This is a genomic window from Nitrospira sp. (genome assembly GCA_029194535.1).
GTDB lineage: Bacteria > Nitrospirota > Nitrospiria > Nitrospirales > Nitrospiraceae > Nitrospira_C.
Window position 1 is genome coordinate 1,554,676 of the sequence record JARFXR010000001.1, and the last position, 20,335, is coordinate 1,575,010.

At 57.2% G+C, this 20,335-nt stretch carries 17 protein-coding genes and 2 CRISPR repeat arrays; of the genes, 7 read left to right on the forward strand and 10 right to left on the reverse strand.

The genetic code is table 11. The annotated features are described in order from the left end of the window. The first annotated feature begins 106 nt into the window (after window positions 1-106). Entirely contained in the window at window positions 107-1,300 is a 1,194-nt protein-coding gene (locus P0111_07060) for a class I SAM-dependent rRNA methyltransferase (GenBank protein ID MDF0643775.1), read from the forward strand. 185 nt (window positions 1,301-1,485) lie between these two features. Here the strand turns inward: P0111_07060 and P0111_07065 are convergent, their stop codons facing one another. Then, a complete protein-coding gene (locus P0111_07065; protein MDF0643776.1) occupies window positions 1,486-1,941 on the reverse strand; it encodes a helix-turn-helix domain-containing protein in 456 nt (151 codons plus the stop codon). A 172-nt stretch (window positions 1,942-2,113) separates the two neighbouring features. On the opposite strand from P0111_07065, the gene P0111_07070 reads away from it, so the two are divergent. The 5 genes from P0111_07070 (at window position 2,114) to P0111_07090 (ending at window position 6,854) form a co-directional block, all read left to right on the forward strand. Then, window positions 2,114-2,455, forward strand: coding sequence for a hypothetical protein (locus P0111_07070; GenBank protein MDF0643777.1), 342 nt, complete (start codon window positions 2,114-2,116; stop codon window positions 2,453-2,455). Between the two features lie 24 nt (window positions 2,456-2,479). Then, window positions 2,480-3,289, forward strand: a complete 810-nt coding sequence (locus P0111_07075) for an RNA methyltransferase (protein MDF0643778.1) — start codon at window positions 2,480-2,482, stop codon at window positions 3,287-3,289. A 100-nt stretch (window positions 3,290-3,389) separates the two neighbouring features. Then, window positions 3,390-4,112, forward strand: a complete 723-nt coding sequence (locus tag P0111_07080; GenBank protein MDF0643779.1) for a hypothetical protein — start codon at window positions 3,390-3,392, stop codon at window positions 4,110-4,112. Between the two features lie 150 nt (window positions 4,113-4,262). After that, a CRISPR array of direct repeats spans window positions 4,263-5,619; the repeat unit is 37 nt; unit sequence CTTTCAGTTCCCTCTTCATAGGGAAGGGTGCTTCAAC. A gap of 84 nt (window positions 5,620-5,703) precedes the next feature. Continuing rightward, entirely contained in the window at window positions 5,704-5,997 is a 294-nt protein-coding gene (locus tag P0111_07085; GenBank protein MDF0643780.1) for a transposase, read from the forward strand. Beyond that, window positions 5,994-6,854, forward strand: a complete 861-nt coding sequence (locus P0111_07090) for an IS3 family transposase (GenBank protein MDF0643781.1) — start codon at window positions 5,994-5,996, stop codon at window positions 6,852-6,854. Before P0111_07085 ends, P0111_07090 begins: the two co-directional genes overlap by 4 nt. A gap of 47 nt (window positions 6,855-6,901) precedes the next feature. Continuing rightward, window positions 6,902-11,178: direct repeats of the CRISPR family, unit length 37 nt; unit sequence CTTTCAGTTCCCTCTTCATAGGGAAGGGTGCTTCAAC. 159 nt (window positions 11,179-11,337) lie between these two features. Here the strand turns inward: P0111_07090 and cas4 are convergent. The 6 genes from cas4 to P0111_07120 form a co-directional block, all read right to left on the reverse strand. Further along, window positions 11,338-11,940, reverse strand: coding sequence for a CRISPR-associated protein Cas4 (gene cas4 / locus P0111_07095; protein ID MDF0643782.1), 603 nt, complete (start codon window positions 11,938-11,940; stop codon window positions 11,338-11,340). Further along, window positions 11,876-12,199 carry a CRISPR-associated endonuclease Cas2 gene (cas2, locus tag P0111_07100; GenBank protein MDF0643783.1) on the reverse strand — a complete coding sequence of 108 codons (324 nt, stop codon included), beginning with the start codon at window positions 12,197-12,199 and terminating at the stop codon, window positions 11,876-11,878. Before cas2 ends, cas4 begins: the two co-directional genes overlap by 65 nt. Window positions 12,200-12,207: 8 nt before the next feature. Beyond that, window positions 12,208-13,425, reverse strand: a complete 1,218-nt coding sequence (cas1, locus tag P0111_07105) for a CRISPR-associated endonuclease Cas1 (protein ID MDF0643784.1) — start codon at window positions 13,423-13,425, stop codon at window positions 12,208-12,210. A gap of 60 nt (window positions 13,426-13,485) precedes the next feature. Further along, on the reverse strand, window positions 13,486-13,932 hold the full coding sequence (locus tag P0111_07110; protein ID MDF0643785.1) for a PIN domain-containing protein: 447 nt from the start codon (window positions 13,930-13,932) through the stop codon (window positions 13,486-13,488). Beyond that, window positions 13,922-14,137: a hypothetical protein gene (locus P0111_07115; GenBank protein ID MDF0643786.1), complete on the reverse strand. Its 216-nt coding sequence runs from the start codon at window positions 14,135-14,137 to the stop codon at window positions 13,922-13,924. Before P0111_07115 ends, P0111_07110 begins: the two co-directional genes overlap by 11 nt. Before the next feature lie 191 nt (window positions 14,138-14,328). Beyond that, window positions 14,329-15,579 (reverse strand): helicase-related protein, encoded by a 1,251-nt coding sequence (locus tag P0111_07120; GenBank protein MDF0643787.1) that lies wholly within the window; start codon window positions 15,577-15,579, stop codon window positions 14,329-14,331. Between the two features lie 21 nt (window positions 15,580-15,600). On the opposite strand from P0111_07120, the gene P0111_07125 reads away from it, so the two are divergent. Beyond that, window positions 15,601-16,002 carry a hypothetical protein gene (locus P0111_07125; protein MDF0643788.1) on the forward strand — a complete coding sequence of 134 codons (402 nt, stop codon included), beginning with the start codon at window positions 15,601-15,603 and terminating at the stop codon, window positions 16,000-16,002. Here P0111_07125 and P0111_07130 read toward each other — a convergent pair. Genes P0111_07130 through P0111_07140 form a run of 3 tightly spaced genes read right to left on the reverse strand, consistent with a single transcriptional unit; the run spans window position 15,999 to window position 20,232 of the window. Then, window positions 15,999-16,649 carry a hypothetical protein gene (locus P0111_07130; GenBank protein MDF0643789.1) on the reverse strand — a complete coding sequence of 217 codons (651 nt, stop codon included), beginning with the start codon at window positions 16,647-16,649 and terminating at the stop codon, window positions 15,999-16,001. The two genes, P0111_07125 and P0111_07130, sit on opposite strands and share 4 nt — an antisense overlap. Further along, window positions 16,646-17,779, reverse strand: a complete 1,134-nt coding sequence (cas7d, locus tag P0111_07135; GenBank protein ID MDF0643790.1) for a type I-D CRISPR-associated protein Cas7/Csc2 — start codon at window positions 17,777-17,779, stop codon at window positions 16,646-16,648. Before cas7d ends, P0111_07130 begins: the two co-directional genes overlap by 4 nt. After that, on the reverse strand, window positions 17,776-20,232 hold the full coding sequence (locus P0111_07140; protein MDF0643791.1) for an HD domain-containing protein: 2,457 nt from the start codon (window positions 20,230-20,232) through the stop codon (window positions 17,776-17,778). Before P0111_07140 ends, cas7d begins: the two co-directional genes overlap by 4 nt. Window positions 20,233-20,335 lie beyond the last annotated feature (103 nt).

Genomic DNA, 20,335 nt, shown 5'->3' on the forward strand with positions numbered 1-20,335 from the left:
AATCGGCGCGTCTGGCTGCAGGAAACCACAGCGCCAAGCAATCGTCAAGCTGAACGTCGGCTCTCAAGGGCTTGACGCGGCGCTCGCGCCGTCGGATAAGTACCCCATGACGATCTCAGGCGAACCGTCCGCGGCGAAACTCGTGCTCGCACGGCGACGCGACCAATCGGAGCCAGGCCACTATTGGATTTATGCCGGTTTTGTCCAACCGGCCAGCGGCGAAGTCGCGGCGGGCGATCTCGTCGACGTGGTGCGGCCGGACGGCCGATTCTACGCGAGAGGACTCTACAATCCCGCCTCGAAAATCCGCGTACGGATTCTCACCTTCCAGGATGAACCGGTCGATGAGGCGTTCTGGCGAGCACGGATTGCGAGAGCCGTCCGGCTGCGGAAACGCCTCGTATCCGGTACGGATGCCTATCGGCTCATCTATGGCGAAGCGGATTTCTTGCCGGGACTGATCGCCGATCGCTACGGAGACGTGCTGGTGCTCCAAACGCTCTCGGCCGGCATGGATCGGCGCAAGGAACGGTTGGCCGAGCTGTTGTGCGAAGAGAGCGGAGCCGCGCGCGTCTTCCTGCGGAACGATGCCAAGAGCCGGGCGCTCGAAGGATTACCTGTAGAGACCGGATTTCTCAAGGGCAGCGGAGCCACGACGGTCGAGGTGCATGAAGGGCAGGCTCGATTCGTCGTGGATTTTGGCCGCGGCCAGAAGACCGGATGGTTCTGCGATCAACGGCAAAATCGCCTTGACGCGGCCATGTTCGCGCCGAAGGCCGATGTCCTGGAGGTGTTCTGTCATACCGGCGCCTTCGGCATCCATGCGGCGCTGGCCGGCGCCGTCTCCGTGGAGGGAGTCGACGTCGGAGAGGAGGCGCTCGCCTCCGCGCGACGTCATGCAGCTCTGAACCAGGTCGAGGACCGGTGCACGTACCGCCAAGCCGACGCCTTTGAGGAAATGCGCCGGCTGGAACGGTCGGGTCGCCGCTACGATGTGGTGCTGCTGGACCCACCCGCGTTTGCGAGAAGCCGGCAGGCGGTGGCTCGTGCGCTGGCCGGCTACAAGGATGTCAATCTTCTGGGTCTGCGATTGACGAAACCGGAGGGGTTTCTGGTCTCGAGCTCCTGTTCGCACCATGTGTCGGAGCAGGACTTCTGGCAGGCCATCCGTGGGGCGGCCAGAGATGCCGGCCGTGAGGTGCGGTTGCTGGCGCAGAAGGGACAAGCGGACGACCATCCGATTCTTGCCTCGATGCCCGAGACCCGCTACCTGAAGTGCTGCATCATGCAAGTACTGTAGAGAGCGTAAGGGGGTTGGGGTTGAAATCCAAGACTCAAGAACTCGGATCTCTCGGAACCAGAGGGCGCTCAAACGGGTTCTTCAGCAAGGCCGCAGCAAACGAAGAGGCGAGGCATACGTTGTTGGGTATGTCGAGCCTCCGAGTGTGGCGAGAACGAAGCTGAAGGCCCGTTTCAGCGCCCTATCTAGTCGCTGGGGGGCTCGAAGTGCCCCGACGGCCTGTTCTGCCAGGGAACCGTAGCCTGCTTCGACTGTTTGACCAGGCTCCGTAGGCTCATCTCGGCGGCTCGGAGCAGCTTCGGTTCCGCGCTTTGGATGAGGGTCGTCAGGAGGATAAAGAGCGACCGATCCATGCGGGAGCCTGAGAGAATCCGTTCAGTCACCGGGTCCGGACCGGGAGGAACCTCTGCACCACCGTCGTCCGCAAAGAGCTGTTGGAAGCCGGTGGGGTGAGTAAAGAGCCAAGCCACCGGAATCTTGAGCGCTCCCGCCAGGGCTTCCAGAGTTGAGATGCCGGGGTCGACCTCGTCGGACTCAATCTTTTCAAGGGCATAGGCGTCGATTTGAGCTTCGGCGGCCAGGGCTTCGAGCGAGTGGCCACGGGATGCTCTCCAGGCCTGAATATATGCGCCGACCGCCATGGCGGAATCATACTCAAACGGACCGGTTCCCGCAACCGCGCGGACTAGGCCATTTCCGAGGTAGAGGCCGGGATTTCAGGGCGTTTCGGGCCATCCAGCAGTGGCAGATGAGCCTCCAAATCAGGTACAATGACGGGCACGTCATCCATTTCGTTGCGGTGAGGAGGAAGCCATGTTGGGAACAGATATCCGAGGAATCATGGCCGAAGAAGAAGAGGTTCAGCGCCGACGTCAAGCGTTGAAATCCCTGCTGTCTATGAGGTCCAAGCAGCTTCGCGAATCGTTAGAACAGCGAATCAAGAGAGCCAGAACCGGCGGAGATTGGATCCAATTGTCGAAGGAAGAGTGCGCGACCCTCCATCGTCAGGAAAAGGCTCACCTCAAGTCGCAACTCGAACAGCTGCAGCATGAAGACGACCGCACGCGCGGCAAGCTGACCGCCTTGAAGCGGGCCAAAGCCCGCGCGCAGCGCATCCGTGCGGCAGAGGCAGCCTCGGGGCGGAAGCGCCGCTGAGCGCCGCCCCTACGGCGACATCGGGTGTCCCACGCCGACTCTCCACTGACCCGCGCGCAGACCGCGCACATTCGAGATCTCATCCGGGATAAACATGTTCGGGAAGCCGACGGCGCCTTCGTGATCGAAGGCGCCAAAGCGGTGCGGGATCTCCTCGCCCATCATCCGTCGCTCGTCCGTTCCGTCGTGACGACGCCCGGCTATCGCGAACGGGAACAACCGCGCGACCGCCGGCTTCGCGCCGCCGCCGCATGCCCTTCTTATACCTGTCCCGAACGCGTTTTTGCCGGAGTGTCCGACCTCGACACCACCCAGGGCATTCTTGCGATCGCCATCCGGCCCGAATGGAACGAGGCAGAGGTACTCGACCGTCCGACGCTGTTCGGTATCTATGCGGAAGGGATTCAGGATCCGCTGAACGTCGGCACGATCATTCGAACCGCCGCGGCTCTCGGTGTGAGCGCCCTGTGGCTGACGCCAGACTCGGCGGATCGATACCATCCCAAGGTCGTTCGGGCGACGAGCGGGGGGCTGCTTTGCCTGCCGGTGTTCGTCACCGGCTCGGTGTCGCCGTTGGTGCGCCGGGGCTGTTGTCTGTTTGCCGCCGAAGTCGGCGGGCCGGACGCGGTGGAATTGGATAAGATCGAGCATGTGCCGCCGCGCGTGATTCTGGCCGTCGGCAGCGAAGGACAGGGGCTCTCCGAGGAAACGAAGACGCTCGCCATCCGCCGCGTGACCATTCCGTTGAGCCGGCGCATGGAGTCGCTCAATGTCGCCTCCACAGTCGCCATCGCCGCGCATGTCCTACAGCGCCTCCCGAAACAGTCACTCTAAACCCACGACTTCGGTGAATTGTAGCTCGCAATCCCTGGAAGTCAGGCGTAAGATAGGCGCGCTCGCGCCTGATCCTGTCACCATTCAAGGAGGGAACAGCATGAGACGAGGCATCGGCATTGTCCTCGGGTTTGCTGCGATCACTGGGTGTGCAGGGGGCTCGCCTACTCCCGCAGAACGCAATGTGCAGGATGTGGCGGTCACACGAACATGGCTCCGCGGCCCTATGATGGAAACCTGCACTCGGCTGCCGGGACCTGAGAGCCGGAAGGGATGTGTGCTCGCGCTCGACGGTACGTTAGCCAGGCTCCGCGGAGATCATTTGACGCGTGATGACCATTTCCGTATCGAACTGGCCCGAGCGAAGGGAGCCGATGAACTCCGCCGCCTGTGGACCAGGACCGAGCATGAAGCATGGCTGAGAGGGATCAGAACCGCAGCCTGTCAGCGGGCACCGTATCCGGCGACAGCTCGCCGCTGTCTCGATGGGATCGAGGCGGAACTCGTTCGGCTCGGTCATCCTGACGAGTTTGCGGGGGAGCAGCCGGCAGTTCGTGCCAAGCGAGCCGTAGCGCGTATTGAAACGAGAGAGCAGGCTCGCGCAATTGAGCAACAGCGTCCGCATGAACACGAATTCTCCCTCGTGGGCCTAGGTGCGGAAGGCGGACAGGTTCAACCGTCGGTGTCCCTGTCGGTTTCTAAGCTCCCCGTAGTGGTAAAACCGGTTCAGCCTGGTCTGGGGATGCCGGTCGCGCCGTTGTCTCCACCCATCTCCTGCACAAGTAGAATGGTCGGTGGAGTGGTTCATACGGACTGCTATTGATCCGAGATCAGATTCTTGCCCGATTCTGCACAACCCTTGTCGACTGAATAGGGTCGCGACGATCGAACGCGCTGTGCGGGAACCGGCAAAGCCGCGCCGGGGGACCAAATCGAACGGTCGGCACCAGCCTTCGTATTTCGCTATTCCACGCTTTCAGTTCCCTCTTCATAGGGAAGGGTGCTTCAACGCTCGGCGAGCGCGGACACGAGATCGCTTGCCAGGTCGGCTTTCAGTTCCCTCTTCATAGGGAAGGGTGCTTCAACCGACGATCAAGTGGACGCATGGAGTCAAGCCATGAACCTTTCAGTTCCCTCTTCATAGGGAAGGGTGCTTCAACGGGCCGCGCTGGAGGCGCAGGCCGCTCGGGTCGCGCCTTTCAGTTCCCTCTTCATAGGGAAGGGTGCTTCAACAGATCGATGTCAGGAAGGCGAATGCGATGAAACGATTACTTTCAGTTCCCTCTTCATAGGGAAGGGTGCTTCAACGCGGATGGCGACATAATCGAGCACGATGAGGCCGTCCTTTCAGTTCCCTCTTCATAGGGAAGGGTGCTTCAACTGGGGATGAGGCAGTGCTCTGTACGCCGCTTCCGCACTTTCAGTTCCCTCTTCATAGGGAAGGGTGCTTCAACTGGGCGAGGCCGACCTGCGCGGGGCCGACCTGCGCGCTTTCAGTTCCCTCTTCATAGGGAAGGGTGCTTCAACGATCTGGGTCGTCGAGGACGCCGCGAAAATCGTCACGCTTTCAGTTCCCTCTTCATAGGGAAGGGTGCTTCAACCGTCGGGCCCTGCGGGGCGAGGGAGGCGCGCTCCACTTTCAGTTCCCTCTTCATAGGGAAGGGTGCTTCAACCCTTGGGTCCGCCTGCGCCTCGTCGCAATCCCCTGACTTTCAGTTCCCTCTTCATAGGGAAGGGTGCTTCAACCGGCCTTTCCCGATGCTCCCGAACGACCACCATACTGCTTTCAGTTCCCTCTTCATAGGGAAGGGTGCTTCAACTCCTGCCCCCACTTGATTCAGTTTGTCTTGTGCAACTTTCAGTTCCCTCTTCATAGGGAAGGGTGCTTCAACGATCTGGGTCGTCGAGGACGCCGCGAAAATCGTCACGCTTTCAGTTCCCTCTTCATAGGGAAGGGTGCTTCAACCGTCGGGCCCTGCGGGGCGAGGGAGGCGCGCTCCACTTTCAGTTCCCTCTTCATAGGGAAGGGTGCTTCAACCGTCGGGAATGTCCGTCAGCTCCGTGAAGCCCAGCCTTTCAGTTCCCTCTTCATAGGGAAGGGTGCTTCAACACGGACTCGTCTGAAACGGTGCGGACAGCTTCACGTACTTTCAGTTCCCTCTTCATAGGGAAGGGTGCTTCAACTCAAACGTTTCGTTTCTGCCCGCCACCATTCTTCAACTTTCAGTTCCCTCTTCATAGGGAAGGGTGCTTCAACATCGTCGGCAACGTCGCCCCGTTCGGCCACATCTTCCTTTCAGTTCCCTCTTCATAGGGAAGGGTGCTTCAACCGCGTACTGCACGACGCACCCTTGAGCTAGCCCCACTTTCGTGGACACCTCAAAAAGGGGACAATAGGTTCCGGGAGGTGTCCGATGGGGAAGCGACAGCAATACACGAAAGAGTTCAAGCTGGAGGCCGTCCGACTGTGGAAGTCATCGGGACGACCGGCAGCAGCCGTCGCGCGAGAATTGGACCTGCGACGCAATCACCTCTATAAATGGCAGCACGAGATTGAGAACTTTGGGGAGGCGGCGTTCCCTGGCAAAGGCGGCCGCGCGCACAGCGCCGATGAACTCACGCGCTTGCGACGCGAGAATGCCCGGCTGCGTGAGGAGCGCGACATTTTAAAAAAAGCCGCGATGTTCTTTGCGCGGGAGTCGCCATGAGATATCGCTTCATTCAGGCGCATCGCACGGAATACCGGCTCACCGGGTTGTGTCGCACGCTGGGCGTCAGCCGAAGCGGCTACTATGCCTGGCGCCAGCGCCCCGCCAGTGCGCGGGCGACGGCCAACGCGCGTTTGCTCGAGCAGATCCAAGAACTCCATCGACAGACGAAGGCGCGCTACGGTGCTGTGAAGGTATGGCGGGCGTTGCGGCTGGCCGGCGTGCGGTGTGGCCGACATCGCGTGGCGCGCTTGCGGCGGCAACACGGTCTTCTGGCGCAACGCATTCGGCGCTTTCGCATGACGATCGAACGGCATGAGTTTGCCCCGCCCGCGCCGAACCGACTCCGGCAGGTCTTTGTGGCCCCGGCCAGCAATCGCATTTGGGCGGGCGATCTCACCGCGATCGCGACCCGCGCCGGCTGGCTATATCTCGCCGTGATCTTAGATCTGTATTCTCGGCGAGTGATCGGTTGGGCGATGAGTGCCAAGCCCGATCAGCACGTCGCGCTCCAGGCGATGCACATGGCGCTGGCACAGCGGTGTCCGCCACCCGGGCTCATTCATCACTCCGATCAGGGGGCGCTCTATACCAGTGTGGCCTACCAACGCCTGTTGGCTCAGCGTGGCGTGATCGCCAGCATGAGTCGCAAGGGCAACTGTTTCGATAACGCAGTGGTCGAAAGCTTCTTCAGCACGCTCAAGAATGAACTGGTGCATGAGCAGCGGTTTCATACCCGTGAAGACGCGCAAGCGGCCGTGTTTGAATTCATCGAGGTGTTCTACAACCGACGGCGCCTCCATCAGACGCTGGGCTATGTCAGTCCCATGCAGTTTGAGGCGAGGCGTCTACCTTAACTCGGTGTCCATGAAATCGGGGTCAGCTCACCCTTGCGTCGTTTGCACTTTCAGTTCCCTCTTCATAGGGAAGGGTGCTTCAACGGTCTGGCTTTCACGCCGCGCTCGCCGTGCTGAACCTTTCAGTTCCCTCTTCATAGGGAAGGGTGCTTCAACCAGCGTCGCAAACTGGCGCAAGCCGGGAATTTGCGCTTTCAGTTCCCTCTTCATAGGGAAGGGTGCTTCAACAGCCGTCCTGATTGTTGACGCGGTAGCAGCGTGTAGCTTTCAGTTCCCTCTTCATAGGGAAGGGTGCTTCAACCACTGCCCGAGCACGCTATACGGTTCCCGCCGTGAGCTTTCAGTTCCCTCTTCATAGGGAAGGGTGCTTCAACTGATTTCAGGCCAGGCGACGACATTGAGGGTGACCCCGCTTTCAGTTCCCTCTTCATAGGGAAGGGTGCTTCAACCGATGCGTGAAATGCGGCGGCTTGATGATAGCGGATGCTTTCAGTTCCCTCTTCATAGGGAAGGGTGCTTCAACGCTAGCCGTGGCATCAGCCTGTGTGTATATATGCGTGCTTTCAGTTCCCTCTTCATAGGGAAGGGTGCTTCAACAATCTCATCGACCGGCGTATGATAGAGCTTGTAGCCTTTCAGTTCCCTCTTCATAGGGAAGGGTGCTTCAACCGTCCGGTATGCGACGCACTGGTTGCCGCATGATGCGCTTTCAGTTCCCTCTTCATAGGGAAGGGTGCTTCAACTTCAAGCAAATGGTCGTCTGGGACAAGGGGCCCATTCTTTCAGTTCCCTCTTCATAGGGAAGGGTGCTTCAACGCAGGAGGGGATTCAGGCGGCGCGGGCGACGTTTCGGCCTTTCAGTTCCCTCTTCATAGGGAAGGGTGCTTCAACATCCAGAGAATCGGCATCACTTCCCCGTCTTGATTAATCTTTCAGTTCCCTCTTCATAGGGAAGGGTGCTTCAACTACACTGCCCGAGCACGCTATACGGTTCCCGCCGTGACTTTCAGTTCCCTCTTCATAGGGAAGGGTGCTTCAACGCTGCAGCGCCGGACGATGGAATGCTCGAGCACTGTCACTTTCAGTTCCCTCTTCATAGGGAAGGGTGCTTCAACGGGTTGACCGCTGCCGTCGAGTCCTTCACTTGCTGCACTTTCAGTTCCCTCTTCATAGGGAAGGGTGCTTCAACATCGATCGCCGTGGTCAATGGCGTGCCGTCCATTTATCTTTCAGTTCCCTCTTCATAGGGAAGGGTGCTTCAACGTCTCGATCGGCTCGAACACGGGTGTCCCGCCTCCATCTTTCAGTTCCCTCTTCATAGGGAAGGGTGCTTCAACGAGGGACGATGAAATTTGAACTCACATCACGATGGACCTTTCAGTTCCCTCTTCATAGGGAAGGGTGCTTCAACCTTCAGCTCATGCAGCTCTGGCAGGGCGGCGCGATTACGCCTTTCAGTTCCCTCTTCATAGGGAAGGGTGCTTCAACCCTCCATACCCGGCCAGGCGAGGTCGTCCTTGATCCATTCTTTCAGTTCCCTCTTCATAGGGAAGGGTGCTTCAACCCATTGCCGTGGTCAATGGCGTGCCGTCCATCTTCTTTCAGTTCCCTCTTCATAGGGAAGGGTGCTTCAACGACGATGCCGCCCGTGTGGGACTTTCAATCCATTCCTTTCAGTTCCCTCTTCATAGGGAAGGGTGCTTCAACGCAGCGGGCGGGGCGCTGTCCAGCTTTGATCTGTCCTTTCAGTTCCCTCTTCATAGGGAAGGGTGCTTCAACTCTGGGACGGGACCAACACGGCAAGTGTGAATGCGTCTTTCAGTTCCCTCTTCATAGGGAAGGGTGCTTCAACTGCCGAAGCTGTCGAGCCTGTCGGGAGGACTCTTCCTTTCAGTTCCCTCTTCATAGGGAAGGGTGCTTCAACAAACACCAGAGCGGAGGCGGCGTGATCTTTGTCTGTCTTTCAGTTCCCTCTTCATAGGGAAGGGTGCTTCAACCGCGGACCCTGCTTGACGGCAGCAAGGCGACCAGTCTTTCAGTTCCCTCTTCATAGGGAAGGGTGCTTCAACCACGCAACGTGAAACGATCGTGACGCAGCTTTGCACTTTCAGTTCCCTCTTCATAGGGAAGGGTGCTTCAACATTTGACCTCCGCGTCGTGCGCGGATTTTTGATTCGCTTTCAGTTCCCTCTTCATAGGGAAGGGTGCTTCAACGCATGACCGTGGCTTCTAACGAGCTGACCGTATTCCTTTCAGTTCCCTCTTCATAGGGAAGGGTGCTTCAACAGGAGAGGCTAAGCGTATGGATCAATACTTGTTCGCTTTCAGTTCCCTCTTCATAGGGAAGGGTGCTTCAACTGGCGCAGCAAATCGCCGGGGCCGGGGTCTATTGCACTTTCAGTTCCCTCTTCATAGGGAAGGGTGCTTCAACCGTCCGCCGTTTGCCCGTTGATGGTGTGAGACGAAACTTTCAGTTCCCTCTTCATAGGGAAGGGTGCTTCAACCGGAGTTACGAGGCGGTGCTTGTGGGTCAGAAGCTCTTTCAGTTCCCTCTTCATAGGGAAGGGTGCTTCAACCTCCATGCGGATCTGGTGTGAACGCCCCGGCGTCCTTTCAGTTCCCTCTTCATAGGGAAGGGTGCTTCAACAGCGACCGGTCCTCTCGCCAACGGAACAATGGTTCTCTTTCAGTTCCCTCTTCATAGGGAAGGGTGCTTCAACTGCGCGTGGTCCGGCTCGATACGAACGAGATGGTGGCTTTCAGTTCCCTCTTCATAGGGAAGGGTGCTTCAACAAAAGGTCCGCGACTCCCGACTGAAAGCCCAACTCCTTTCAGTTCCCTCTTCATAGGGAAGGGTGCTTCAACTGAAATAGCGGAAGATGGTTTCCGCCAATGAGGCGACTTTCAGTTCCCTCTTCATAGGGAAGGGTGCTTCAACCGGGAACACCTCGCGCGTCCAGGGTCCTGGACTATCTTTCAGTTCCCTCTTCATAGGGAAGGGTGCTTCAACCACGCAACGCGAGACGATCGTGACGCAGTTTTGCACTTTCAGTTCCCTCTTCATAGGGAAGGGTGCTTCAACCAACGGCGATGTGACGGAACTCACCGGCGCAACACTCTTTCAGTTCCCTCTTCATAGGGAAGGGTGCTTCAACCGGCGCGCGATCCTGCACGTTCGCCGCTTTCGCCTCTTTCAGTTCCCTCTTCATAGGGAAGGGTGCTTCAACAGAGGTGCAGCGCATGAAGGCGCAGGCCGCATCGGCTTTCAGTTCCCTCTTCATAGGGAAGGGTGCTTCAACAATATCATGAATGATTGGGCGACCGTGCCGCACACGCTCTTTCAGTTCCCTCTTCATAGGGAAGGGTGCTTCAACCGTCTTCAATGGCTCGAACGAGGACGGCTTCGAGCTTTCAGTTCCCTCTTCATAGGGAAGGGTGCTTCAACGATTGACGATCTCGGCTCGAAAGGTGGTCAGCCACTCTTTCAGTTCCCTCTTCATAGGGAAGGGTGCTTCAACGGGCGATCGCTTGCTCCTCACTGAGGGCATTGCGACTTTCAGTTCCCTCTTCATAGGGAAGGGTGCTTCAACGGGACCTGAGCCCAGGACGTGGCATAGCCGTGCAACCTTTCAGTTCCCTCTTCATAGGGAAGGGTGCTTCAACCGTCGCAATCCCCTGACGGCGGTGCCGATCACGGGCACTTTCAGTTCCCTCTTCATAGGGAAGGGTGCTTCAACAACACCCCGTCACGCATCAGCCACCCATATTGCCCCGCTTTCAGTTCCCTCTTCATAGGGAAGGGTGCTTCAACGGCTATTGGCATTCGTTTGAAAATAGGGACCAATCACTTTCAGTTCCCTCTTCATAGGGAAGGGTGCTTCAACTCGATTTCGGAGGCGGCATAGAGCGGCTTCGACAACGCTTTCAGTTCCCTCTTCATAGGGAAGGGTGCTTCAACGCAAATCCACCCCGGTCTTAATCATCGAATCCTCTTCCTTTCAGTTCCCTCTTCATAGGGAAGGGTGCTTCAACAGCTTAGCGGCTCGTGCCTTCCCACCCTTCTTTCCCACTTTCAGTTCCCTCTTCATAGGGAAGGGTGCTTCAACGACTGAGCATGCCAGCGGCACGTTCCCGCCGTCCTACTTTCAGTTCCCTCTTCATAGGGAAGGGTGCTTCAACGGTTTGCGCGGATCGTCTCATCCGTCCGATCGCCGCCTTTCAGTTCCCTCTTCATAGGGAAGGGTGCTTCAACCACCTGCACCACGCGCACACCGATTAGCTTTGTCGCTTTCAGTTCCCTCTTCATAGGGAAGGGTGCTTCAACCGCTCACGAAGGGCTCAATAAACCTAGCCAATTTAACAGCCCCTGAAGCCAATTCCTCGAAAACCTCATTCTTGCCACAAACCCTGGGTGGTTTGCGATCCCCGCACCACTCGCCAGCGCGGAAAGCGGGTGACTGGTAGCGAATCGCGGTCAGAGCGCTCAAAACACATCCCCACAAAAGTTGCGATACTCGCAGTCTGTGCAGCGGGCTCGAACCTCGGTCGCCGCCGGCACGCGCTGCGACAGGATCATTTCTCGAATACCATCCAGCGCCGCGAATATTTCTGACCTGAGTTCGCCGGTCAAGTCAACTGGTTCAACGCGATCGCCGGGAATCAAGTAAATGAATCCACGCGAGACCGGACCCGCATATGCTTCCTCGACAAGCAAGGCGTACCCGCACAGCTGCAAGAAATGATTTGATCGTGCGGGACCTGTCGTCTCCTTGAAATCGACCGGATACCGGCCGGTTGACGATTCGATCAGCAAATCCAGCTTGCCGGACAGTCCAAGGATGTCAGAAGTCAGCCATACGTGAAAGTGACGCCGGCCATCCGGCAGCCCGTACCGACGTACCCCTCGCCGCCGCTCCAATTCATCCAGCCGTTCCTCAGCCGACTTGCCATGCTCCATCTTGAACGTTGCCTTCCGCTCGACCGGCATGACGTATTGGTAATAGACGACGCGCGGGCAGTAGTCAAACTGCTTCAGATCGTTCACCCGGAGCATCAGCTTGGGGTGCGTCACGTTCGGTGTCGGCATCTTCATTGTCGACATGTAGGCCTTGCCGGATATCTTTTTCGCAGACCGGCTGAAGAAGGATCTTGCCCGGCCGCTTGCTCAACACGTCACCCAGCCGAAGGAAGAGTTCTTCCCGTTTGTTACGCGTCAGCGAACCGCAAAACGCGCTGAATTGGATACGCTCGAGGCCATAATCCTTACAGACATCGGCAATCTTTGTGCGAACACCATCGTCCGGAATGTCATACAAGACGTAGGTGGTGACTTCCTCAACAGACACCGATACCGCTACCACTTAAAGGTGAACGGGCTATATCTGCCTTCTCGACGCAAGAACGTACACAGGCTCCGTGCCTGCATCTGGATAATAGATTTGATCTGATATTTCTTGCCCTTCACTGTCTCGGTGGATTCCAGCCGTTCCAGGATTTTGGCCGCATAGCGCGAGCGGGTCTCTTCGTCCAACATCCCGGCCTTAAGGGTGACGGCCTCGCCGAGATTGATGTGCGCGATCACGGTGCGGTCCACGACCGGCTGGCGGAATTCTTCAACGAGATCCAGCACCAACGACGGTTTGCCTGGACGATCGACATGCAGGAAGCCGGCAAACGGCTCAAGGCCTGCATTGAGTACAGCGCCCCAGATTTGAGAATAGAGAATCCCGTAGCCGTAGTTCAGCAAGCTGTTCACCACGTCCGTCGCGCCGCGATGCTCGCGTCCCATGAACTCAGCGCGCTGGCCGATGATCTCCTTCACACCATCCCAGTAGAGACGTCCTGCTGTTCCCTCGTAGCCCATTAATGAATCTCGCACATCGTCAAGATGCGCGCCCACGATTCGCTCAATGGCTGGATGAAGGTCCGCGATCTGATCTGCGACTCGGTCCACGTGTTCAAACCGGGGCGGGTCAGCTTGCTTCAAATACTTGCCGAAATAGCGGAGCAGCCGCTCTTGATTGGTCAACTTTCCGGCCACAATCAGCTTGGCGAATTCTATGCCACGCGTGTCTCCCATCGCGGCCAACTGCTCCCGTCGCGAGATCACCGTGGCAGTGAGCATAGGGGAGGACAGCATCGCATAGGGCTTGCCTCCGTGCGTGAGGAAGCTCAGCCGAATACCGCGCTGACACAGCTCTTCGACGACATCGGACGAAAGCGTCACGCCGCGCGACGCCACGACCACCTCGCTCAACCGGAAGAAGGGGAATTCATAGATGACCGTCTTGTTCTGACGGACCAGCAACCGCTCGCTCTTTTTCGAGAGAAACATGCCGAAGCCGGAGAGCACCACCTGGGATGTGTCGCCGGTCTTCACCATCCGGATGCCCTCGTCGATCACGCGTTCCTCACCGTCCGGCGGCTCGGTTTCGATCGGCACGACCACCGCTTCCGGCTCGCCGGTGAAGAGATTGATTTGGGCAGGCGGCAGTTCGCGAATACGCTGAGGCGCTGAGACTTCGGGATGAATGCGGGTGAGGAGATCGGGTTCTGCAGACTGGGCGCTCATAAAACAGTCGCCTCGTTTGGAGTTGGCATCAAGTGATTGGCCCAGGCCTTTATGCCTCTCTCAGCGTTTCGATGACGGCTTAAAGGGATTGATCACAGTAAGCCCTGGGATTCTCCGAAAATCACGTTCGTTCTCAGTCACGATAGTGCTGACCCCATGCTCAAGCATGCAGGCTGCGATCAGGGCATCCCAGATAGAAGCTCGGTGGAGCGTCACCAGTTCAATGGCTTTTAACAGCGTGTCGGCATTGCGGTCGAGCACGTGCCACTGCGATCCGGTAAGGATTCCAGACACAACGGCTTCTGCCTGATCCAGTGCGAGCGGTTTAACGACCTTGCGCGTCACGACAAAGAAGAACTCAGAGAGGTTCTGTAAGGTTGTAGCTGCTCTCTCACCCTCCCAAATCCGTGTTAACCAGGATGACGCCTGTTCATGCTTCCGTTGATCAATAACGGAGTAGGCGTGGACCAGCACATTGGTATCAATGAGGGAGGGTTCACCGTTCATAGAGCTCTTCCCGCTTCTTATAGAGCAGTTTCCCAACCCGCGGAGCGTGCCTCATCAAGTCCTTCTGACGCCTTGCGATCTCCTGGTCTTTCGCGGCCTGATCAAGCGGTTTGATCTCCACGAGGGCCGGGCATTCATCGGGAAGATCCGGCCTCTCGTCAAGCACGATCGTGTTGCCTTTCACAATTCCCTTATAGGTCTTCATGACCTGTTCTCCCTTCCCTGCCACAGAGCCTGGTACGCATTATCGCCGAAGTATACCGGTCCGTCATCTTATTCCGCTCGACACGAATTCAGCCGCCGCCAGAGTTCCAAGAGCAGCAGCGCCTGCCCGCGCTCGGGCAGGCGGGCCGCGCCGGAGAAGGCGAGGCGGGTTGAATTCGCCTTCTTCTCACTTCATCTATTACCTGACTCCCAGAAGCATCGTCGATGCTCTTTGTCTTTCTTGCCCTCGTATCGTTGATGGTACTCGCGTTTCTCTAGCGGAGCAGCCACTCGCCACTCTGAGTAACCCATTTCATGCCAGAACGGCAGGTCGGTCAGATCCGCAACAGACTCCAACTGGTAACGATTGGCAATGGGAACCCAGTCGTAGGCAAACCGGGTGCCGTGCCAATTGAACACAGCTTGCGAGTTCGGCGGACGGAAATGAAAGCGTAACTTTCGGACCTCTGGAGGAACCTGCCAGAAGCGGCGCAGCGCTCGCACCTTGTCCTCGTCCCAGAGGTAGTAGCTGACGTAGTCTTCAGGCCGAAAAGCTAGCTCACCGAACGTCTTTAGCAGGAGTTCACCGAATTCTCCCTTCGTCAGTGTAGATTTGTTGTTGAGTAGTGAAAAGAGGAGCCCGGGCTCTCGGCCAGTGATCCAGATATGGGCCTGCGATCTCCCGGCTTCGTCAGAGCGCCCAACTCTACCGATACGCTGAATGATGGAAGAAACCTCCCAGTTATTCCCCCAGAACTCGGTGTGGACCTCTCGGAATGGTAGGTCAAGACCAACTTCGGCAGCGGACGTCGCGACAACTAGCCGTGCTTCGTCGTTGTGTGTCTTCTGGATTCCAGTCCATTCAATCAGTCGTGTCCCCGCTGATCGAAGTGCCTCCGCCGTTTCGTGGACGGCAATCACCGAATGATAAAAGTAAATCACGCGATGCTGCGGCGACCTGTCGACAATCCGAATATCGTCACGGTGTAGGTACAGCTCAATTGGATGCGAGGCGATCCTCTCCTCTGCCGGCGATGCTGCCGTGGATCCGCCTGGATCGAAAGTATCTGCGTCGGAGAAATAATCGGATCTGCCAGTCGCTGACAGGCAGAGCCATCTCACCGTCCCCAGCTTCTCCAGCGCTCCTGACAAGTTCAGATAGGTGTACGGATCGTAGAAATGGTACTCGTCAATTACGACTTGGTGCTCAGCGAGCTTTAGTTCGAGTTCGTCTCGCCAACGAGTGTTGTAGAAGTTTCCTGTGACGGAGTAACAGCGTTGCGCGACATAGCCCAGGAGGTCTGGCGAGCAAAGAATGATGTGGTCGCGCTGATTGAGGACGTCCAGGACCGCGAGAAGAAAGGTTCCCTTCCGGCGCCCAAGCTCAACAATGTTCTCCTCTGAGAACAAGTGCTGCAGACCTTCGCCAGTAAGCACCGTCACGTAGAGGTCTCGCCCGCGAAGATGCTGGGGAAGCTTGAAGACATACGTCGGGGCTCCTCGCCTCACCACTTGCTCGAAGCTCGCTGTATCACGAACGAAGCACCGCTGAATGGGATCAATCGCTCCCACCGCGACGCACTTTGCGCCGACCCACTCGACCAAGGCGCGAACAACGGAACGCTCGAACTGATCGCGCGACAACAGATTCGTTGGGTAAGTCAGGATCGTTCTGACCAGTGTGTCTGGTCGTTCGAACGTGTCTCGAAGAGCAAAGAGTACGGCGCCGAGAGTCTTGCCACCGGCGGTTGGGACATGTACCTTCAGCTTTTGGAAGCCTGCCTCATGCAGAAGGAAGTGTTGGTGCGCATAGATAGGACGCAAGAGCCGTTTGTCACGAAAAACCGGCAGTCGCTCCGCAGCTAGTTCCACTGATGCGCTTCCTCAATGTTCGGAACAACAACTTTCATGCGGTCAGCCACCAGGACTTTCGAGAAGATGCCGGAAAGGTAGTAGAGCGGTGATGGTTTCATTGGTACCTTCCGCGCATAGGTCACCGACGATATCTCCTCGTAGTCGATTGGGTTCACCACGTGACCCGGCCGCACCAGGATCCGGCCATGCGACCGAAACGGAATCTCAGCGGCCTTCCAAGCGACGGATGGATCTGGCGGCAACAGCGCACAGGGGGTTCGCTTCTTGCCGAAGTGGATGATCTCTGGTGGCTCAAAATCGTCTCGAGACAGGATATAGAACTCGAAGGTAGAGCCGGGAATGTAGTACTCGATTTCCATCAGTCCCATCTTGCCGGCCCCAGTGTCTTCCGGAACCGGGTTCCGCTTGTAGATGCGTCGCTCGGCAATCAGCGGAATCGCAGGGGTGCAATAGAACCTCATGCCGCGCAAATCACAAATGTGATCGGGCTCGACCCTCGGCGTCGGTCTGATATCATTCACCGCGAACATCAACGCCCAGTTGTGAAGGACGTCCGAGACGCGGGTAACCTTTAGATACTCGGAGGCATAGAAATGAAGATATCCCTTCGCCTCCAGTTTCGCGCGGAAAAGCCTCATGCGGCCGCCTCTTCGTCCTCTTCCTGTTCTCCACCGACCACAGACTCAATTAACCGGGCCATCCCATACTCCGTACTCAGGAACCTTGCAATTTTGTCATCAGGCGGCTCTTCCTTTTTCGGCCCGTCCAGGGCTTTTAGGAGAGTATTTGCCGCATTCTTCAGATCTTGTGATGTTTTCACTTCCTCACAGATTTGTGTGCGTCTTGTCGCTACGTCCCACTTCTTCCACTCCAGGTCCTTGTTGCTAGCATCTTTGATTTTCTTCTTCAGAAGCTCGGGTGCTAACCGTCTCGACACCTCCTCGAAATAGTCTGGGATGGAGAGATCGACCAGGTTCCTACGTCTAGCAAGTTCGCTTACCTCTGCCGATTGAGCGAGTTTGCGAATCAACTCATCTACCTCGGTGTCGGTGCAGGTGATGGTGGTCAAGGTTAGACCATTTTCCCTGATGTGATCTTGAATCTTGTCTTTAGATTTGAGACGGGCTAAGTCAATCGCCGCGATGCGCAGGCGTGTATCTTCGACTACTCCCAAAATCGAATTGTGCACCTCGCCATAGATCCTCGTGTTTGCACCGTACCGGTCGCTATGCTCGATCCCCCAAATCAGAAGCTTCACCCATTTGTCGTCGTTCGCCTCTACCGTCACGACATCGATAAAGTCACGCGGTTCGATGATCTGATTAGTAAAGAGCGATGTGCCCGTCTGACCGGTTCGTTCATCCACGGCGTTGGATGTGACGTCTCGAATGCCGCCGCCCACGAACGGAAAGGCTGCGGTGTAAAAAGCTCGACGCATTTCGATGGCGTTCTTCTGGCCGCTACCGCCACCTTTCTTTGGGGCATAGGTTCCACCAAACAAGGCGCATGCCGGACAAGACATACACAGGCCAGAGATTCCTGCATCTCCGCCCTTTTTCGCCGTGGTTAGCCAGCAGCGGACACTCAGGACCTCTCGCACCTTGCGCATGATCGTTCGGCGTTCGACTGCCTTAAGTTTCTCGCCGAAGATGATTGGCCGCTCGTCATCATCCCCAAACTCATACGTGTTCGTCTCGTCACGCGACTCCGTCACGAATTGCCCAAACCCTTTCAGGCTTCTGAGAACAACCACCTGATACTTTTTCATTGTCCCCCTCCTTGCTGACTAGCGTCCGCACGTATGGTCTGGGCCACTTCTGCATTCGGTGTTTGCGGGTTGGTCTCTGGCTTGCTGAAATAGGCAAGTGTATAGATCATTGCGCGGACAACCTCTGTGCGGCGGTATGTCTGGTCTTTGTACCGCAGCAGTTTTTCCGCTGCCTTCTTCAACGCCGCCTCCTCTTTTGGCTGGTTCTCACGCGACCGCCATTTGCCATCTCGTGTCGAGATGGCAAGATGCAGTCCTTTTGCCACCATTGCATCAACGAGGCTTGCATCGTCCTCTTTACCCTTCAGTCGCCGCAGGGTTTCGTTCATTCCACGGATGACCTTGCCCGCACCATCTTCGCGATCTCTCCCGCTTATCCAGATGTCGGCCAGGAACGTAAGCCCCGTCTTTTCCGCAATTTCTTGTACCATTCGCTCAACCTCCGGTTTTGATTCCCGCGTAACGCGAATTGAACCGTCCGCAAGGAGAGTTCCGAACGCGTAAGGGCTCTGCTGCAGGACTCTGATCGTGCTCGTGTATGGCCGCTTGGAGCTTAGGAGCCGCAATGCTCGCCTGAGAATAGGCCATGCTTCAGTGCCAACGCTGATGCTTCCACACGTGAGGAGACTTCGAGAGTTGGTGGGTGTCGTGACTATCACTGCACCCTTGAGCCCGTAGCGATAGAGCCGATCCAGAATCTGCTCTTCCCCCCGGTTGGGATCAGCCGTCAGCTCTTGCAGCAGCGTTTCCCGGTCGCGTCCTTTTAAGGAGAGCACGGCTATGTGAGGGTACACTCCACTTCCCAATATCGTGCCCGGCGCACCAAGTTCGACGAGAGGACTTCCTGAATCAGGTTGAAGAATTTCCCCCCAGTCAAGTCGTGCGAAAAGGTGATGCGGCATTACGCACACGTGATACAGGTGGCGCTTGCCTTCGGCGTCCACTGAAATGAGATCCCACCATTTCGCACACCAATCGCAGAAGGATACACCGCGCCTTGCCATACCCTCCTTTTTGATCAAGCGCATATGGGTCGTGTAAAAGACCTCCACGGTTCCTCCCAGCGGTGAGTTCTGCGGGAACGCCGCTGCGGTCACGTTTCCCTGTGCAAACTGATGGCACGCGGGGCACACGTCCAGCGGTTCCTTCCTCTTGTATCGCTCGTAATCAGCAAGCGCGTCCGCCTTAGGGTCTAACGGGGACTGCAGTGGGTATGTGGCGGTGTCGGGTACGAGAAGAGTCCGCACATCATACCGAAGCGATCGGGCGTCAGCGCCGGGATTATCCGATCGGGACGCCCCTAACATTTTTTGCACGGAGGACTGTAAAGCCTGGAGGATCTCATCCAATGTCCGTTCATAGGTGGCTGGTGGCTTCAAGAACCCAAAGACCTTCAGGGACTCCACTGTAACCCTGCCATGGCGTCCACCTGCCATAAGGCAAGCCCGGTGCCGTTCCTTCTCAGGGATGTTACACAAGTCCAGGATGGTGTTGTACGTGATTCCACAGACACGGCCATAGAGGTACACCTCCTCCCGTTCGTCAGACCACTGTGCAGGATTCTTCTCGGCCACCTTGCGCTTGCGAGCACAGTAACTGTTGGCAATGGAAGTGGCCTGTTCGACGAACTTGGCTGGATCCGATGCCAGCTTCAGAAAGCTGCACTCATCTGTGTAGATTCGTGCGTTGCCGTCATCGTATCGAAGGACCCCTTTACTGCCGCCGAGCTGCTCATTAAGAAATGCGTTCGCCTCATCGAGCGACGGCAATGTGGCATCGACCTCTGCGAGGTATAGAGTTGAGGTTGCCGAGTAGAGCAGCGGCCAGATCCTTCCGGTTTCTGCGAAGATGTAGTCGAAGGCTCCGATGGCGAGCGCCGACATCGGATGATCGATGAGTTCAACGGTGAACAGGCGGTAGCGAACTGTATCGATGATTGCGTTGAGGGTTCGGATTAGGCCTTCGGAAATCCGCGTCTGTGAGATCGCACGATCACATTCGCTGACCACATCCTTCATCCGGTTTCGTGCTGGAGTTGAAGCGGCCCGACCGGAACCGTGGTGGTGTTCAATAATGAAGAGAATGTCGTCAATATCAGCGGAGGTGAGAAGATCCCGCGAGTACCTCTGGATTCCGCTGCCAACAATGGCGTTCAGTTCCCCATACTTCACATCCTCAAGCGTCACCTTGTGTGGCCCTCGCAGAGACTTCTGCCAGTTTGCAGAAGTCTTCCCGTAGTCATGAAGAAGCGCTGCCCAGCGCATCAGTTCCTTGTCCGACTCAGAGTACACCTGCATAAACGGCAGCACACCATCGACGAGCGCGTACGCGCTGAAGCTGTGGATGAAAAGACTCTCGTTCCAGGACTTCGCATGGTACAGGTGGAAGCCACATTCGCGCAGAACTTGAAGGGCACGTTGCCGCGTCAGGCCTGTGTGGTTCCCGTGCGTCATGCTAACCCCAGCTACTCGAACAGGCTCTACTCGTAGTCCCACTCTTTGGTGGGCTTGCTTTCCGGACACGTATCTGCATCCACACTGCGGTCCTTTCCATAAC

Coding starts and splice junctions, on each gene's coding strand:
- P0111_07060 (MDF0643775.1), top strand. CDS start 107: ATGACGATCTCAGGCGAACCGTCCGCGGCGAAACTCGTGCTCGCACGG.
- P0111_07065 (MDF0643776.1), bottom strand. CDS start 1,941: ATGGCGGTCGGCGCATATATTCAGGCCTGGAGAGCATCCCGTGGCCAC.
- P0111_07070 (MDF0643777.1), top strand. CDS start 2,114: ATGTTGGGAACAGATATCCGAGGAATCATGGCCGAAGAAGAAGAGGTT.
- P0111_07080 (MDF0643779.1), top strand. CDS start 3,390: ATGAGACGAGGCATCGGCATTGTCCTCGGGTTTGCTGCGATCACTGGG.
- P0111_07085 (MDF0643780.1), top strand. CDS start 5,704: ATGGGGAAGCGACAGCAATACACGAAAGAGTTCAAGCTGGAGGCCGTC.
- P0111_07090 (MDF0643781.1), top strand. CDS start 5,994: ATGAGATATCGCTTCATTCAGGCGCATCGCACGGAATACCGGCTCACC.
- cas4 (MDF0643782.1), bottom strand. CDS start 11,940: ATGCCGACACCGAACGTGACGCACCCCAAGCTGATGCTCCGGGTGAAC.
- cas1 (MDF0643784.1), bottom strand. CDS start 13,425: ATGAGCGCCCAGTCTGCAGAACCCGATCTCCTCACCCGCATTCATCCC.
- P0111_07110 (MDF0643785.1), bottom strand. CDS start 13,932: ATGAACGGTGAACCCTCCCTCATTGATACCAATGTGCTGGTCCACGCC.
- P0111_07115 (MDF0643786.1), bottom strand. CDS start 14,137: ATGAAGACCTATAAGGGAATTGTGAAAGGCAACACGATCGTGCTTGAC.
- P0111_07125 (MDF0643788.1), top strand. CDS start 15,601: ATGCTGGGGAAGCTTGAAGACATACGTCGGGGCTCCTCGCCTCACCAC.
- P0111_07130 (MDF0643789.1), bottom strand. CDS start 16,649: ATGAGGCTTTTCCGCGCGAAACTGGAGGCGAAGGGATATCTTCATTTC.
- cas7d (MDF0643790.1), bottom strand. CDS start 17,779: ATGAAAAAGTATCAGGTGGTTGTTCTCAGAAGCCTGAAAGGGTTTGGG.
- P0111_07140 (MDF0643791.1), bottom strand. CDS start 20,232: ATGACGCACGGGAACCACACAGGCCTGACGCGGCAACGTGCCCTTCAA.